General features: G+C 38.1%; 15 protein-coding genes. 4 read left to right on the plus strand and 11 right to left on the minus strand.

The annotated features are described in order from the left end of the window. Positions 1-9: 9 nt before the first annotated feature. Complete coding sequence (locus PLX19_RS16425) at positions 10-495, minus strand: VanZ family protein (protein WP_272189808.1); 486 nt, start codon at positions 493-495, stop codon at positions 10-12. A 111-nt stretch (positions 496-606) separates the two neighbouring features. On the opposite strand from PLX19_RS16425, the gene PLX19_RS16430 reads away from it, so the two are divergent. Together PLX19_RS16430 and PLX19_RS16435 are read left to right on the plus strand one after the other, a co-directional pair. Then, a complete protein-coding gene (locus tag PLX19_RS16430; protein ID WP_272189809.1) occupies positions 607-831 on the plus strand; it encodes a DUF1659 domain-containing protein in 225 nt (74 codons plus the stop codon). Positions 832-850: 19 nt separating this feature from the next. Continuing rightward, positions 851-1,066: a DUF2922 domain-containing protein gene (locus PLX19_RS16435; RefSeq protein ID WP_272189810.1), complete on the plus strand. Its 216-nt coding sequence runs from the start codon at positions 851-853 to the stop codon at positions 1,064-1,066. 27 nt (positions 1,067-1,093) lie between these two features. Here the strand turns inward: PLX19_RS16435 and PLX19_RS16440 are convergent, their stop codons facing one another. Further along, positions 1,094-1,483 carry a DUF4359 domain-containing protein gene (locus PLX19_RS16440; RefSeq protein ID WP_272189811.1) on the minus strand — a complete coding sequence of 130 codons (390 nt, stop codon included), beginning with the start codon at positions 1,481-1,483 and terminating at the stop codon, positions 1,094-1,096. 229 nt (positions 1,484-1,712) lie between these two features. Between PLX19_RS16440 and PLX19_RS16445 the strand changes: the two genes are divergently transcribed. Beyond that, positions 1,713-2,216 carry a competence protein ComK gene (locus tag PLX19_RS16445; protein ID WP_272189812.1) on the plus strand — a complete coding sequence of 168 codons (504 nt, stop codon included), beginning with the start codon at positions 1,713-1,715 and terminating at the stop codon, positions 2,214-2,216. Positions 2,217-2,477: 261 nt separating this feature from the next. On the opposite strand, the gene PLX19_RS16450 is transcribed toward PLX19_RS16445, so the two are convergent. The 5 genes from PLX19_RS16450 to PLX19_RS16470 all read right to left on the minus strand — a co-directional run bounded on the left by PLX19_RS16450 (position 2,478) and on the right by PLX19_RS16470 (position 7,095). Continuing rightward, on the minus strand, positions 2,478-2,954 hold the full coding sequence (locus PLX19_RS16450; RefSeq protein WP_272189813.1) for a sigma-70 family RNA polymerase sigma factor: 477 nt from the start codon (positions 2,952-2,954) through the stop codon (positions 2,478-2,480). 245 nt (positions 2,955-3,199) lie between these two features. Continuing rightward, entirely contained in the window at positions 3,200-3,865 is a 666-nt protein-coding gene (locus PLX19_RS16455) for a Yip1 family protein (protein WP_272189814.1), read from the minus strand. Between the two features lie 169 nt (positions 3,866-4,034). Beyond that, complete coding sequence (locus PLX19_RS16460) at positions 4,035-5,234, minus strand: ABC transporter permease (protein ID WP_272189815.1); 1,200 nt, start codon at positions 5,232-5,234, stop codon at positions 4,035-4,037. Next, entirely contained in the window at positions 5,231-5,911 is a 681-nt protein-coding gene (locus tag PLX19_RS16465; protein WP_272189816.1) for an ABC transporter ATP-binding protein, read from the minus strand. The genes PLX19_RS16460 and PLX19_RS16465 overlap by 4 nt, the downstream gene beginning before the upstream one ends. Continuing rightward, positions 5,908-7,095, minus strand: a complete 1,188-nt coding sequence (locus tag PLX19_RS16470; protein WP_272189817.1) for an efflux RND transporter periplasmic adaptor subunit — start codon at positions 7,093-7,095, stop codon at positions 5,908-5,910. Before PLX19_RS16470 ends, PLX19_RS16465 begins: the two co-directional genes overlap by 4 nt. 515 nt (positions 7,096-7,610) lie before the next feature. Between PLX19_RS16470 and PLX19_RS16475 the strand changes: the two genes are divergently transcribed. Then, positions 7,611-9,335 carry a GW domain-containing glycosaminoglycan-binding protein gene (locus PLX19_RS16475; RefSeq protein WP_442869059.1) on the plus strand — a complete coding sequence of 575 codons (1,725 nt, stop codon included), beginning with the start codon at positions 7,611-7,613 and terminating at the stop codon, positions 9,333-9,335. A gap of 238 nt (positions 9,336-9,573) precedes the next feature. On the opposite strand, the gene PLX19_RS16480 is transcribed toward PLX19_RS16475, so the two are convergent. The 4 genes from PLX19_RS16480 to PLX19_RS16495 form a co-directional block, all read right to left on the minus strand. Beyond that, complete coding sequence (locus PLX19_RS16480; protein WP_272189819.1) at positions 9,574-10,914, minus strand: MFS transporter; 1,341 nt, start codon at positions 10,912-10,914, stop codon at positions 9,574-9,576. 19 nt (positions 10,915-10,933) lie between these two features. After that, a complete protein-coding gene (locus PLX19_RS16485; protein ID WP_272189820.1) occupies positions 10,934-11,968 on the minus strand; it encodes an ABC transporter substrate-binding protein in 1,035 nt (344 codons plus the stop codon). Further along, entirely contained in the window at positions 11,965-12,747 is a 783-nt protein-coding gene (locus PLX19_RS16490; protein ID WP_272189821.1) for a DUF3919 family protein, read from the minus strand. Before PLX19_RS16490 ends, PLX19_RS16485 begins: the two co-directional genes overlap by 4 nt. A 66-nt stretch (positions 12,748-12,813) precedes the next feature. After that, positions 12,814-14,241 carry a sensor histidine kinase gene (locus tag PLX19_RS16495; protein ID WP_272189822.1) on the minus strand — a complete coding sequence of 476 codons (1,428 nt, stop codon included), beginning with the start codon at positions 14,239-14,241 and terminating at the stop codon, positions 12,814-12,816. Between the last annotated feature and the right edge of the window lie 3 nt (positions 14,242-14,244).

A 14,244-nucleotide genomic window follows, 5' to 3' on the forward strand; every position in this document is an offset into this window, starting at 1 on the left:
GGAGCTATTTCAGCTCCTTTTTCTTTTCCAAACGAAATTGCTTATGAAAATACCTGTGATACCACCGCACGTATCTAATACAGAATCTTGCCACATCGGTGTACGGTCACCTGTGAAGGCTTGATGCATCTCATCCATGCCCGCATACATAGCGACGAGAAGCAGCGCCAACCAGAAGGCTTTCTTCCGCTTAAAGCCGCACTTTAATAACGCGAAATATGACAATGCACCAAGAATACCGAACACAATAAAATGAGCACCTTTACGAATAAAAAATTCGAGAAATCCATCGACCCCTTTGTTCACAATGCTAACAGGAGTACCCCCGCCATAATCAATCGATACCCATGAAAAATGCTCTTTCACAAATTCCACATTCACATATTTTGTGATATCTGGACGTATATCTTGCTCTTGATATGTTTGAGAAGATGAATAAAAAATGATCCCCATCCATATTAAAACGGGAATCCAAAATAACCATTTACGCTTCATGTTTGAAACTCCTTATTTTATTTCTTTTAAGCGTATCAAAAAAAAGAAAAAAATTCACGCCAAAAATCTGACCTTACCACCTATATATATAACGAAAAGGGGGTGAAAAACATGGCGATTCAAACAATTGTATCCGATATGAGCTTACGTCTAGTCCTAAACGGTGGCACAGACAAAAACGGCAAAGCGATCATGAAAAACAAACAATTTAAAAATGTTAAACCAGATGCAGACTTAAACAAAGTACACGAAGTTGCAACTGCAATTGCTTCATTACAACAGCAAAAGCTTGATTCCGTTCAGCTTGTCAGCACAACCGACGTATCTAACCTATAACAAAAGGAGGGAATAACAAATGGAAGTACTAGAGCTAGTTTTCTTAAAAGAAGACGGTAAAACAACCACTTTCTCAATCGAAAATCCTGTTACACCAGTAAACGAACAAACCGTAAACAGCGTCATGGATACCATTATATCCGCTGGCATTTTCCTATCACTTGGGCAGCATGCTCGCAAAAAAGGCGCACGCATTGTCGAAAAGAGTATTTCTGAAGTGAAAATTAACATATAAGCAAAAAAAGAGGGGTAACCATTCCGGTTACTTCTCTTTCTTTTTTGGCATTTCAACTGGTATAAAGATATGTGAAATACCGACTGAAACATATTTATAATTTTCTTTTCCTATCTTAAACTCCGTTGTATATGTCGAGAAAAAAATATAGTCATTCCGCTTCGTATAATGATCAATTAATAAACCAACTTGCGGCTCTACATAATTCTTCGCTAATTTCTTTCCAATAGTAGCTAACTCACCAAGAAGTCCTTCTTTATCTTCTTGCTCAACCTCCGTCAATTTCTTATGAATATCATTCCGTGTCATAAACTGCTTTGCTGCCCAGTCTGTATATTCCCCTTTACCCGGGTTACTGTTTGCTAAATATACGAAAAGTACTACAGTCAGAGCGAGAAGCACATATTTCCATTTCATATTTCCTCACCGCCTATCCTTTCTATTTTCATATATATGGAATCCCATTGCAAATTAGACAACCTAAATAGCTACAAATTTCTAATGGAGAATCCCTCCCGCAAATACCGGGATAAAAAAGTAAATAAATACATTTTTTAACATTAATTTACAAATTCTTTAAATTATTTTTATATTTTATTTTTATAATAGAAAGTGTAATTCATTACAATATGAGGAGGCTTTTTCATTGGCTGATTTAGTTGATTGGTATGAAATTTCCGCGCAAACGATGGCACTTGAGGCATACGCTCATCCTGTTTATCAAACAAAAATTTGGGAAACGCAAAGAATCATCTTTTCAGCGAAAACACCGCTACAACTCATTCGTGAAAGTTGCATTATGCGAAACTACTCAACTTATGAAGGAAAACGATTAGCCATTCAAGAATGTTGTCGTTTTAAACAAAACGTCCCAATCCCTATTGATCACAAAAACCTCATGTGCGCCATTCCTACAAAGTCACCTTCATCTTGGACATGCTCCTGGATATTTTATGCTTACATCGAAAGACTTGAACGTCACGATTCACGCCATACAAACATACATTTTCGTAATGGCAAAAATCAAATTTTCCCTATTAGTCCCAATCAAATGAAGAATCAATGGATGAAAGCCGGTCATATTTTAGCAAAACTCATTCTTCTAGATAAAATGAAGCTATCAATAGATCGTTCTTTTCCTCTTCGTTAAGCGAACGCTACATACAGATAGACAAAGGGTACCTACTCAGTCACTCCATGAAAAAAAGGCAAAAAAGCATTTTTTTCATGGAGTGACTGGCTATGTATAGGAGCGGTCAGTGTCTTTTCCTGCCACGCGCAAAGTTTGAAAACAAAGAAAGGTAGCAAAGTGTATTGCCATTTTTATCTTCATGGCAGCAATTTATATGCTGGAAAATGAAATGTATGGCCGAGTAGTTACGAAAAAAGAGGCTATCGCCTCCTTTTTCTATCACTTTTCCATTGCATACGCCCGCATTTTTTTCAGTGCTTGCCTATATATCCAGCGCGCTTGATGATACGTCATACCTAATTCAGTTGCAATCTCATGTATTTTCTTCCCGCCGTAGAAATGCTCAAATAAGACAAACTGTTCATTCTCCTCTAGCATACTCATATACTCAAACGCCTCTCTCTGCTTCTCCTCTTCGCCAATATTTTCCAAAATATGCTGCTCCGTACAAATCTCCTGTTCTTGAACACGACACTCCTTCTTTAATCGCTCTAACAAATACCCACGAACCGTCACAAGCGCATATGTCGGAAAGCTTCCCTTCTCCTCATCATATTTCTCATACGCCCGCCAAAGTGCAATAAGCCCACATTGATAATACTCTTCATAATCTCGATAAATACGAAGCTTCTTCATTTGATTTTTAATCATCTTCTCATACAGCGCTACTGTTTCCGTAAAGGTAACTAGCTTCACGTTTAACCCATTTCTAAAAGGTATACCTCTTCGTTATTCCGCGGTACCTTTACCTTATAAAAAAACAGTGCCCCTTTCACCGCACTGCATTTCATGATAGACTAGCAAAATTTCAAATTTACCTATGCAGCATTTTAAATTTTACTGGCCTTATGTGAAATTCCATAGCAATTTTGTCTTCAGCGCCATTATGCAACATAAAAAAAGGTTGTCGGGAAATCCCGACAACCCTCTCATCATTTTACTTAAGCACCAAAACCTTTGAAAGCACTAAAAACAAGAGAAATAACAAAGAAAATCACAATAAGAATCGTTGCTTGTTTCTTGCTTAAGCCTGCTGCAATGTGTAGTCCTAACCATGTCACATACATGCCCCAAATTGTAAAGATTTCAATTGAGTTTCCAATTTCAAATGCGGTTGTCCCTTTTTCAAATAAAGATCCTAAGCTTGTATAGCGTGCAGTTCCATCGCTGCCTAGTCCAATTGCTAATACAGCATTCACTAATAAACCGATGTATGTAATGATACTTGAATATACTGTAATAGATAATAATTTCTTGTATGATGTATCATTACCCATAAACATCATAATGATTTTATAGAATGCAGCAGAAATGAAGAACATAATCATTGTTATAATGAGACCCGTAACAAATCCCCCACCAATTATAAAGTACTTAGCAGTTCCAGTAGAATCTTCTTTAAGTGCTTTTACTAATTCAGGGCTGTTTAACGATGCATAGCTAACCGCCATGAATGCAATACCACCAAATAAAACTAATAAGAAAAATGCGCCCCACACCGGTGCATTCGTTCTCATTCTCTCAAACTGCAAACCAGGCGATGTAATCATTCCAAATAATGATGGCTTCTCTCCACTTACCTTTTGCGTGTTTACGTTCGCTTCCATATGTAAAACCTCCTTTATTTTTATACCCGTTCTAACGGGTGGTGAATCCCCACTTTTTCAAACAGAGATTCACCACCCATAAGAACTGGGTGTTATCCCGCTATTTGTGGGCAGTAGAACAGAGAAGAAAACTGCCCGTAAAAGTCCACCCACTCAGGGAAGTTTCACTTTATTCATAGCGCAGCGCTTCGATTGGATCTAATTTTGCTGCTTTGTTTGCCGGAATCAATCCGAAAATAATGCCGAGCGTCATGGAGAATAAGACGCCGCCAACGACAACTTCCCATGAAACAAGAGGTGGCCATTTCGCAAATGTAGAAACGATATAAGCGCCTCCGTATCCAAGACCAATTCCAATCAAACCGCCAAGAAGTGTTAACATCACAGCCTCGATTAAGAATTGAAGCAAGATTTTCCCGCGCGTTGCACCGAGCGCTTTCCGAACACCAATTTCACGTGTACGTTCCGTAACAGATACGAGCATAATATTCATAACGCCGATGCCACCAACTACAAGGGAAATACCTGCAATACCGCCGATGATCATTGTCATAATACTCGTCACTTTCGAAATACTTTCTTTCATTTTCTCAATATCGAAAACTTCATACTTTCCTGGAATATCATTTGATTTTCGGTCATTTAAAACGCCAGCAGCTTTTTTCCCTGCCGATTCCATTTGATTAACATTTTTTACTTGTACTGCAATATTTTGAATTTCATTTTTTCCATATAGTGTTGGCCAAAGCGAAATCGGAATTAATATTTCCGACGGGCCCATGCCCATAAAGCTATTATCTGATTTATACACCCCGATAATTTGCAATGGCTGACCTTTTACCTCGATAATTTTCCCAACAGGATTTTCTTTCGGATAAAAAGTGTCCTTTGCTTTCGTACTAATCATCACAACGTTATTGCCCTGCTCAACATCTGATTCATGTAAAGAACGGCCTTCAGTCAATTTAATTTTATTCACCGCAAAATATTCACTATCAAGTCCAATAATATTCGTCATGTCTTTTTTATCATTAATATTGAGTGCTTCCATACCCGAATTCGTCGTAACAACATGACTAATCTCTGGCAATTCTTTCAGCGCGATAATATCTTCATCTTTTAATTCTGGACGTTGCCCCATCCCCATCGAATATGGATCGTCAATATCCTCTTGAAACTGAAGCTGAATCACATTATTACCTGTACCTGCAAATTGAGATTTCAGCATCGCTTCCCCGCCTTGCCCAATCGCAACGACAGTAATAATGGAACCAACACCGATAATAATCCCAAGCATCGTCAATGCGGAGCGCAGCTTATGAGCTAGAATAGAAGAAAGAGCGATTTTAATACTATCTAGTAAGCTCATACAGCACACCTTCTATCTTCTGTAATTTTTCCATCTCTAAGCACAATGCGGCGAGACGAATACGCTGCTACTTCCTCTTCATGCGTAACCATTACAATTGTTGTACCTTCTTTGTTTAGCTGGGTGAAAATATTCATAACTTGTTCACCCGATTTTGTATCAAGCGCACCTGTTGGTTCATCGGCCATAATAAATGTTGGATCATTGGCAATCGAACGTGCAATGGCCACACGTTGCTTTTGTCCACCTGATAATTCATTTGGCAAATGATGCACGCGATCTGCAAGTCCTACCTTCCCTAATGCCTCTAATGCTCGTTCACGGCGCTCCGCCTTCTTTATACCGCCGTAAATAAGCGGAAGCTCTACATTCTCCACCGCCGAAAGACGCGGCAGTAAATTAAAATGCTGGAACACAAAGCCGATATATTCATTTCGAATGAGCGCCAATCTTGACTCATCTGCTGTTAAAATATTCACGTCATCCAACATATATTCGCCCTCTGTTGGACGATCGAGACAACCAATAATATTCATAAGCGTTGATTTCCCCGATCCAGATGGTCCCATAATCGAAACAAATTCACCGTTATCAATCTTTAAACTAATACCGTGTAAAATTGGTACAGCTAAACTTCCTTGATAATACGTTTTATGAATATTGTTTAAGGTAATCATTTTTTCTTCACTTCCATTCCGTCATGCACTTTATCGGAAGGATTTTCAACCACCTTTTGTCCTACTGTTACGCCTTCAACTACTTCGGTCCAATCTCCATCACTTGAGCCTTTCTTCACAATTTGCTTGCGAAGTTTCCCTTTCTCCTCTACATACACAAATGAATCATCTTTTTCTGTTACAATACTTTTACTAGGAACAGCAACCATTTTCTTATTCTCTAAATTTACTTGAATAGACACATGGTACCCTGGTGATAATCCATCTTGGGAATCTAATGATGCTTTATATGTATAATAAGACATATTTGCGCCTGCTTCCCCGCCTGCTGAAGCTTGTGTATTTACTTCTGCACTTGTCGGATATTCACTTACCTCTGTAATTTTCCCAGCCCATTTCTTCTTCGGCGCTGCCTTTGCCGTCACTGTAACCGTTTGATCTTTTTGGATTTGTGATTTTTGAAGTTCAGTTAATGTACCTTGAATTTGAAATGCATCTTTAGAGGCGATTTGTAAAAATGCTTTCCCTTGACCACCCATTGCTGACGTAGAACCTTGCGAAGCATCTTTATCAAGCTTTTGCACAACACCAGCAAAATTACTGTAAACCGTAAGCTCATCTCGTTTTTTCTTTAATTCTTCGATATGAAGATTCCCTTTTTCTTTTTCAAGGTCCGATGTTTTTTGTTGCATTTCTAATTCATTTAATTGCGATTCTAACTGATCGATCATCTCTTTCGCCGCTCCGCTATCCTTCGCTTTCTTAATATCTTGTTTCAATGAATCTATTTTTTTCTTCCCTTGATCAAAGCGCATAGAAGCCACTTTTTGTTCGATTTCTGCTTGCTTCACTTGTAAATTAACTTCTTCATTATCATAAGAGAACAGCTTGTCCCCTTTGTTCACTTCTTGACCTTCTTTTACAGCAATATCTTTCACTTTTCCTTTAGTCGCATCCGCATAGAAACTCTCAATATTCCCTGGTTTCACTTGACCAGAAACGAGTTTTGTATTATTGAGCTGACGTTCTGTTACTTCCGTAAACTTCACATCTTCTGTGCTGCCTGTTTTCTTACTCTGCATAATAAAAATATTTACAGCAGCAACGATAATAATAAGCGCAATAACTCCTATGATAATCCACTTTTTCTTCTTATTCGGAGTACGAACGGTATCTGGTAACATTGTCTCTCTCCTTTTGTTTAAGTTGTCATTATACTTAAATTATACAAACTTTTCCAAAATATCTCAACAAACATAAGACATTTATTACATTTGTATGTCATAGTTTGGCACAACTACTATAAATTGTATCAAACTATGTCGTGTTTTGAAATTCATTACTTGTGAATATGCATATATGCATATCTTCCTTAAACAAACGTTTGATAACACAATCGGGTATATGTTGAATGCTTTGCTGCTTTTTTCACAAAGTGACTGAGTAGTTACAATTTTCTTATTTTTAAGCTAAAATCTAAAGTTTGGTGATGGACCATATCTAGTATGTTAATCTATATGATGGCATACATTTTATGCGAGAATCGATTTTTTACTTTCAGAGTAATTGATAAAGATAGTTTCTGAAGGAGCAAATGTTATTTTACTAGAAAGGGAGGGAAATTTAGCACGAAATATTATACATATATGATACGTGTTAGACCGATAGTATGAAAAAATCAATCTATAAAGTTTTGGCTATGTCGCTTGCATTAGAAATATTTGCAGTTCCGACGTCTTCTTTTGCGGAGCAAGTGAAACAAAAGGAACAAACAGAGTTACATTCAGTAGATGAACAAGCTTTGAAAAGTATTGAGAAGCATATGAAAAACGAGGATGGACGAGGGGATAATGAAGCAGCAATTGTTGAAGATCCAGGGAAATCTGCAGTTGGAAAATCTTCTTTGCTTCAAGGTAAATCTGCTTTACTTCGAAGTAGGTCTGCTTCAACATTGAAGAAAGGTATGATTCAGGATGTTCCGTTTACAGAATGGATTGTTCCAAAAGGAAATTCAAATATTCGTCCTGGCTACTGGATGCAGCCAAAGTATATTACCATTCATGAGACTGATAATACAAGTGTTGGTGCAGGTGCAAAAAATCACGCGCAATATTTATATAACCAAGCGACAGGTAATACAGATCGAGGTGCATCCTGGCATTTCACAGTAGATGATAAAGAGATTTATCAGCATCTACCTCTCGATGAAAATGGATGGCATGCCGGTGATGGAACAAACGGTGCAGGTAATAGGAAATCTATTGCGATTGAAATTGCAGTGAATCAAGATGGAAATTATGATAAAGCTGTGGAAAATGCGCGTAAATTAACAGCTCATTTAATGAAGGAACTTAATATATCCTTGGATAATGTAAAAAAACATCAGTACTGGAGCGGAAAATACTGTCCAAGTAACATAATGGATCGTGGTTCGTGGGACGATTTTCTACAAGGGACGAAAGCTTATTATGAAGCAGATCATAATCCTACAACTAGTGTGAATGAGAATCAAATCGTGAAATGGACAGAGGGAAATTCTGTTTGGACATCTCCTTATGGGCTACCAAATGCTAATTATGTAGGATCTACAAATGATTTTGTCGGTAAAAAAATTCATCTAGTTGAAAAAATGACTTTGGATACAGTTACATGGTACAAATTTAGCATAGACGGTAAAATTATTGGTTGGCTAGATAGTCGCGCGTTAAGTGATTTACAAAACATTCAATCGATTAATCAGACTTCCGTGATGGGTGCAATGACCAATAATGGTATATGGTCGATACCATATGGTGTACCAGGCGCGAATTATTTAGGATCAACGGATTTTTATGCTTATCGTGACCTTCAGTTAGTAGAAAGTGCTACATATGGTGATGTGCAGTGGTACAAATTTAGCATAGATGGTAAGTTGATTGGCTGGATCGATAAAAAAGCATTAGATAATGCTGAGGAAGCACAACCTGCCAATTTTACGATTACAATCGGCGGAGCCTATGACAACGGTATATGGACTTTACCTTATGGAATTACAGGTGCTCAGTATTTAGGAAGTACGAAGAATTACGTTTATCAAACACTTCAGGTAGTTAAGACTGTAACAAAAGACAATACAAACTGGTATCAAGTGAAGAAAGACGGTAAGTTGTTAGGTTGGATCGATGGAGAGAGGGCTTCAGCTAATTTAGAGAATATAAAAGATGAAAATTATTCTGTTACAATGGGTTCTTGTTCCAAAGGAGACGGAATCTGGAGTGTTCCCTATGGCGAAAATGGGGCAAGTTGGATTGACCCTATCAATAAATATAGTTATCAGAATGTGCAAGTTGTTCGAAGCGCTACAAAAGAATCAGTTAATTGGAAAAAAATCAAAGTAGGAAACACAGTATTGGGTTGGGTAGATGCACGTTGCTTAACGAACTAATCCTCTAATATACAAAATGAAATTACTACAATCACAAAGGTCTGAACAGAGTTCAGACCTTAACTACTGCCTAACGAAATAACTTGTCTCACTTTATGAGGCGCACTTCAAACGTATTAGTAAGTGAGAGCTAGTTGACAGGCTTTGTGTAGTTGAATTGGTATTGTTACACAAATCATAAACGTTTGATTAAAAAAAAGAGAACCTACCAATTGATAGATTCTCCTCTCCAAAATCATTAAGCCAACTTCTTCTGAGACTCTTTTCTTTCATGACCAAATTGAACGATGAATAAGAATACAGTAGATAAAATACCACCTGCTATTAATAGAATGAAACAGCCGTCCCAACCAGAGCGATCAACGATAACACCAATCGCTGCGTTTGCAACAAGGCTTCCGCCTAAATAACCGAACAAGCCGCACATACCTACTGTTGTACCTACTGCAAATTTTGGTACTAATTCCATTGCACTTAAACCAATTAAAAATTGTGGCACATAGATTAAACAACCAATAATCGAAACTGCCGCACTCACAACAAGTATGTTAGATGCTTGCCAGTATACAAACGTTCCAATAACAACACCAACCATACTAAACACACATAGTGACATACGTTTTCCTTTGAATAACTTATCACTTAACAAACCAACGATTAATGAACTTGGAATTGCCATAACTTCAAAGATTGAGAACGCTGCATGTGCTTCTGTTTTTGTAAATCCTTTAACTGTTGTTAAATAAATTGGTACCCAGTTAATTACACCGAAACGAATTAAATATACAAATGCGTTCGCAATACATAAATACCAAACAAATTTATTTTTCACTACATATTTCATCAAAATTTCTTTTGGTGACATTTTGCTAGCATTGTCTGCCTTCTCAAGATCTTCATAATCATTACGATATTCATCAATTGGCGGAAGACCGACAGATTCTGGTGTATCTTTCGCATTGATCCACATAAGAATTGAAATCACCATTGCAATGATCGCCGGGAAGATAAACACAGCGGATTGCCAATGACTTTCACCGAAAATACCAAAACCAATTCCAACAATCGGTGGTACAAGCATCGCACCGATGTTATGTGAAATATTCCAAAGTCCTGTTTTCGTACCGCGCTCTTTCTTCGAGAACCACTTTGCCATTACAGTACTACAAGGTGGAGCCCCCATACCTTGGAAAACATTATTTAACACTAATAATGTTAAAATCATGCCAAATGAAGATACAAAACCAAAACAAATATTTATAATTGCTGATATAAATAACCCAACCGCTATAAAGCGCTGAGCATATGCTTTATCTGATAAATTTCCCATAAAGAACTTACTTAGTCCATACACAATCGCCACAACGGAACCTAGTAAACCAATATCCGTTGTAGTAAAACCATATTCTTTCATTAAGTACGTACTAGATAACGTAAAGTTACTACGAACTAAATAATACGCTGCATACCCAACCGAGATTCCAAGTAACACACGAATACGTAGTAGTTTATATAATTTGTCGATCATATTCGCTGGCAAACGCTCGATTGCTGGTGCAGGCTTAAGCCAATTAAACATATTATCTCTTCTCCTTTTTTCACTTTTGAGAGAGACGTTGTCTATTCCATAACTCGATGATTCCACTATCTGATACTGATTGATTCGTTCTTCCAACTGGCTGACCTTGCACTTCTTGCTGACGCTTTGCAAGCATCGTTGGTACGCCAAACGAAACCTTTTCTAAAATATACCCCGCTTCTTCCGAGAAACAATAATCAATAAATAAATCCGCTATAATACCATCCGGTGCATGTTGTATTTTAGAAATCGCATTAACAGATAACCCTGTTTGCTTCGGTACCTTACTTACAATTGGGAAGCCTTGCTTTTGCAGCATACGCTGGTCTCCGATGAAATTAATGCCGATAATCGATTCACCGCTCGCAACATATTCCGCAGGCATATAACCATTAACCGTTACTTTTGCAACTTGTTTGGCAAGCCCTACCGCAAATTTGTTTGCTTCTTCTTCTCCAAACGTATCTATTAATGATTGAAACAACGTATATGCTGTTCCTGATACATTCGGATCAGGTATGACGATTTTCCCCGCATAAGCAGGATGTAATAAATCTTTCCATTCTGTGGGATACGAAAGTCCAAGCGGTTCTATTTCCTGCTTCCATCGCTCCTTATTAATAGCGATTGCCAGCTGCTCTACTTCATAACCATACCAATAGCCATCTTTATCTTTTACGGCTTTTGAAATATTATTAGCATGCTGGCTTGTTACAGGAACCGAAATGTCCTTTCGCTTCATCATTTGATGAGCATCTAATGTGCCCCCAATAATCACATCTGCTTTTGGGTTATCAGCTTCCGCTTCTACTCTTCTTAACATTTCCTCTGTAGAAAGACGAATAAATTCATACGTACATCCGCGCGCCCTGCAAAAAGACGATAACAATGCCTCGCCTACTTCTTCACGCGCTGCAACATAAGCAACGAGATGACGGTCCTTTAAAATCGGAAGACCGCTCTTATCATATTTAATAGTGGTAGTATCTCGAGAGCAACTAGACATCGTTCCTCCAATTACTAGCAAAAAGAAGAAAAAGGCTATCTTTTTCATGAAACATTCTCCTTTACAAATAATGCTGCTAGGGAGCCTTTCATATACATAACATTTCCATTATTATCGCCGAGATATTGGACAATAAAGTAATCTCTATATACAGAAATCGTAAGAATATCCTCGCGTCTATTCTCTATTTGTTTTCCGTTTTGATAGGCGGTTATATAAGCGATTGGATTTTTCTGCGCATACAGCAACTTTTGAATTTCTGCATAATCCGTAATTTGTTTCGCTTGCCGGATTCGCGCAAGTATGGGATCCAAATCGGCAGCACGCACATTATCACCTTGCCGCACAACCACTTCCTTTGCATGCGCAAAGAAATCACTAATTCTCTCGGGCGTATAATATAAACTTAACAAATACGTTTGAAACGCGGAGATCATTGGATCTGTACCACTCTTTCCGTACACATCTGCCTCATACTGAAACAAATCACCTACTACGAAAGTACGCTTATGCCCGTTCAAGTACGTTATTTCTCCAGTAAATACTTTCTCTCCGGCATTTGCATGATTCTTTTCCATTTGAATACGATCAAAAAATGAGATAATTGCATGCAGACGAACTTCGTCTGTCACAACTACTTCTCCCCACTTTTCATGCTTTACTCTTACTTCAGTAGGAACAGATTCATTTGCTCCTTTTAAAACTGCTTGCTTGTCATTTACAATCGTGACACGGTTGTACAACTGCTCTTCAATGAAATAAAACAACAGGACAAAACACATCATACAGCAGACAAACAAGAGCGCTTGAAATGATAGCCTTTTCATTTCTGCCTACCTCCAAGATAAAAAAACGTTGTTTCGAAAATACCGCATAAATGTTTCATAAATGTATCATTTAATCGCTTTCAAATGTTTTATATCTTCCATATATCCCGGTAACAGAAATGTGATATATACCATCGTCCCCATATCATTGCTTTCAATCCGCATACTTCCTCCTTGCTTACTCATAATCTCCTTGCAAATCAATAAACCGTATCCGTTCCCGTAACTAGAAGATAACACTTTCCCATGAGAAGAACGATTCCATTCCGCAAGCACCTCTTCATCCATTCCAATACCATCATCATAAATAAGCACCTTTGCTTCCTGTTCATTTCTAACCGTACTCACTCTTAATTGCGAAGCATCACTATATTTAATCGTATTATCAAATACATTTAAGAAAATCTGCTTTGTCTTATCAAAATCAGCCACAACATATGTAGAATATAACTCATTCACAACCTCGATCTCATACTGCTGTAAGCGTGGCTTTACAATCGAAATGGCTTCATCCACAATTTGCTTTATATCCACAATCGTCGGTGAAACTTCAAACGTACTCGTTCCATACTTCGAAGATTGCAATAACTCCTCCACCAGCGACAATAAACGCTGACTCTCTACCGAAATATAATGAAGGCTTTCCTTCACATCGCGCTCCTGCTGCAGCTTTGGAATTAAATCGACATAACCAATAATGGCAGTGAGCGGTGTTTTCAACTCATGCGTAATCCGGTCCAAGAAATCCTTCTGCTTCTCCTTCTCTTCCTTTAATTGCGTTACATGTAACTCAATTGCATCAGCCATCGCATTAAAAGAAGCCGACAACTGCGCAATTTCCACATACTCTGTTAACTCAATTTTGCTTTTATAATCACCATTGGCAAGACGTTTTGCCATTTGTCTCAATTGATCAATCGGCTTATGAAGCGACTTCGCCAAACGAATCGCAAAGAAAATGCCCCCGGCCACTAAACAAATCGATGTCACGACAAATGTCCAGCTCACACTCATCAATACGTCCTTCTCATCACGCAGTTCATCTACAAACCGAATTGCCCCGATCACTTCATCTCCGTAATAAACGGGACTTGAAAACAATAAAAGCGGAGCTGGATCACCATTTTCCACAACATAGGCCTTCTTCCCTTGCAACGAACGCTCAATATCGACATTCCGGTACAGAAGTGCTCCTTTTTGCGTATCCGCCACAACTTCTCCGTTCTTCCCAATCATCTGAACACGAACATCCATCCGCTTTGCTAAATAAGAAGCAATCAATAACGAATTGGGCCCAAGCGTCTCCACTTCCGCTTCCTTCTCCAAATAATTCATCGTATATATTTGTGCTTCCACACTTAACTTCTCGAGTGAACTTGCCGCATTTCGATACATACTCTTTTCAAGCGAAATATAAATCACCATATAAAGAAGAAACAAAATGGGAATCAATAACCCTACTATACCAAGTACCATATTTCGTTTTAATGACATCCA

The organism is Bacillus sp. BP-3 (genome assembly GCF_028401955.1).
Classification (GTDB): Bacteria; Bacillota; Bacilli; order Bacillales; family Bacillaceae_G; genus Bacillus_A.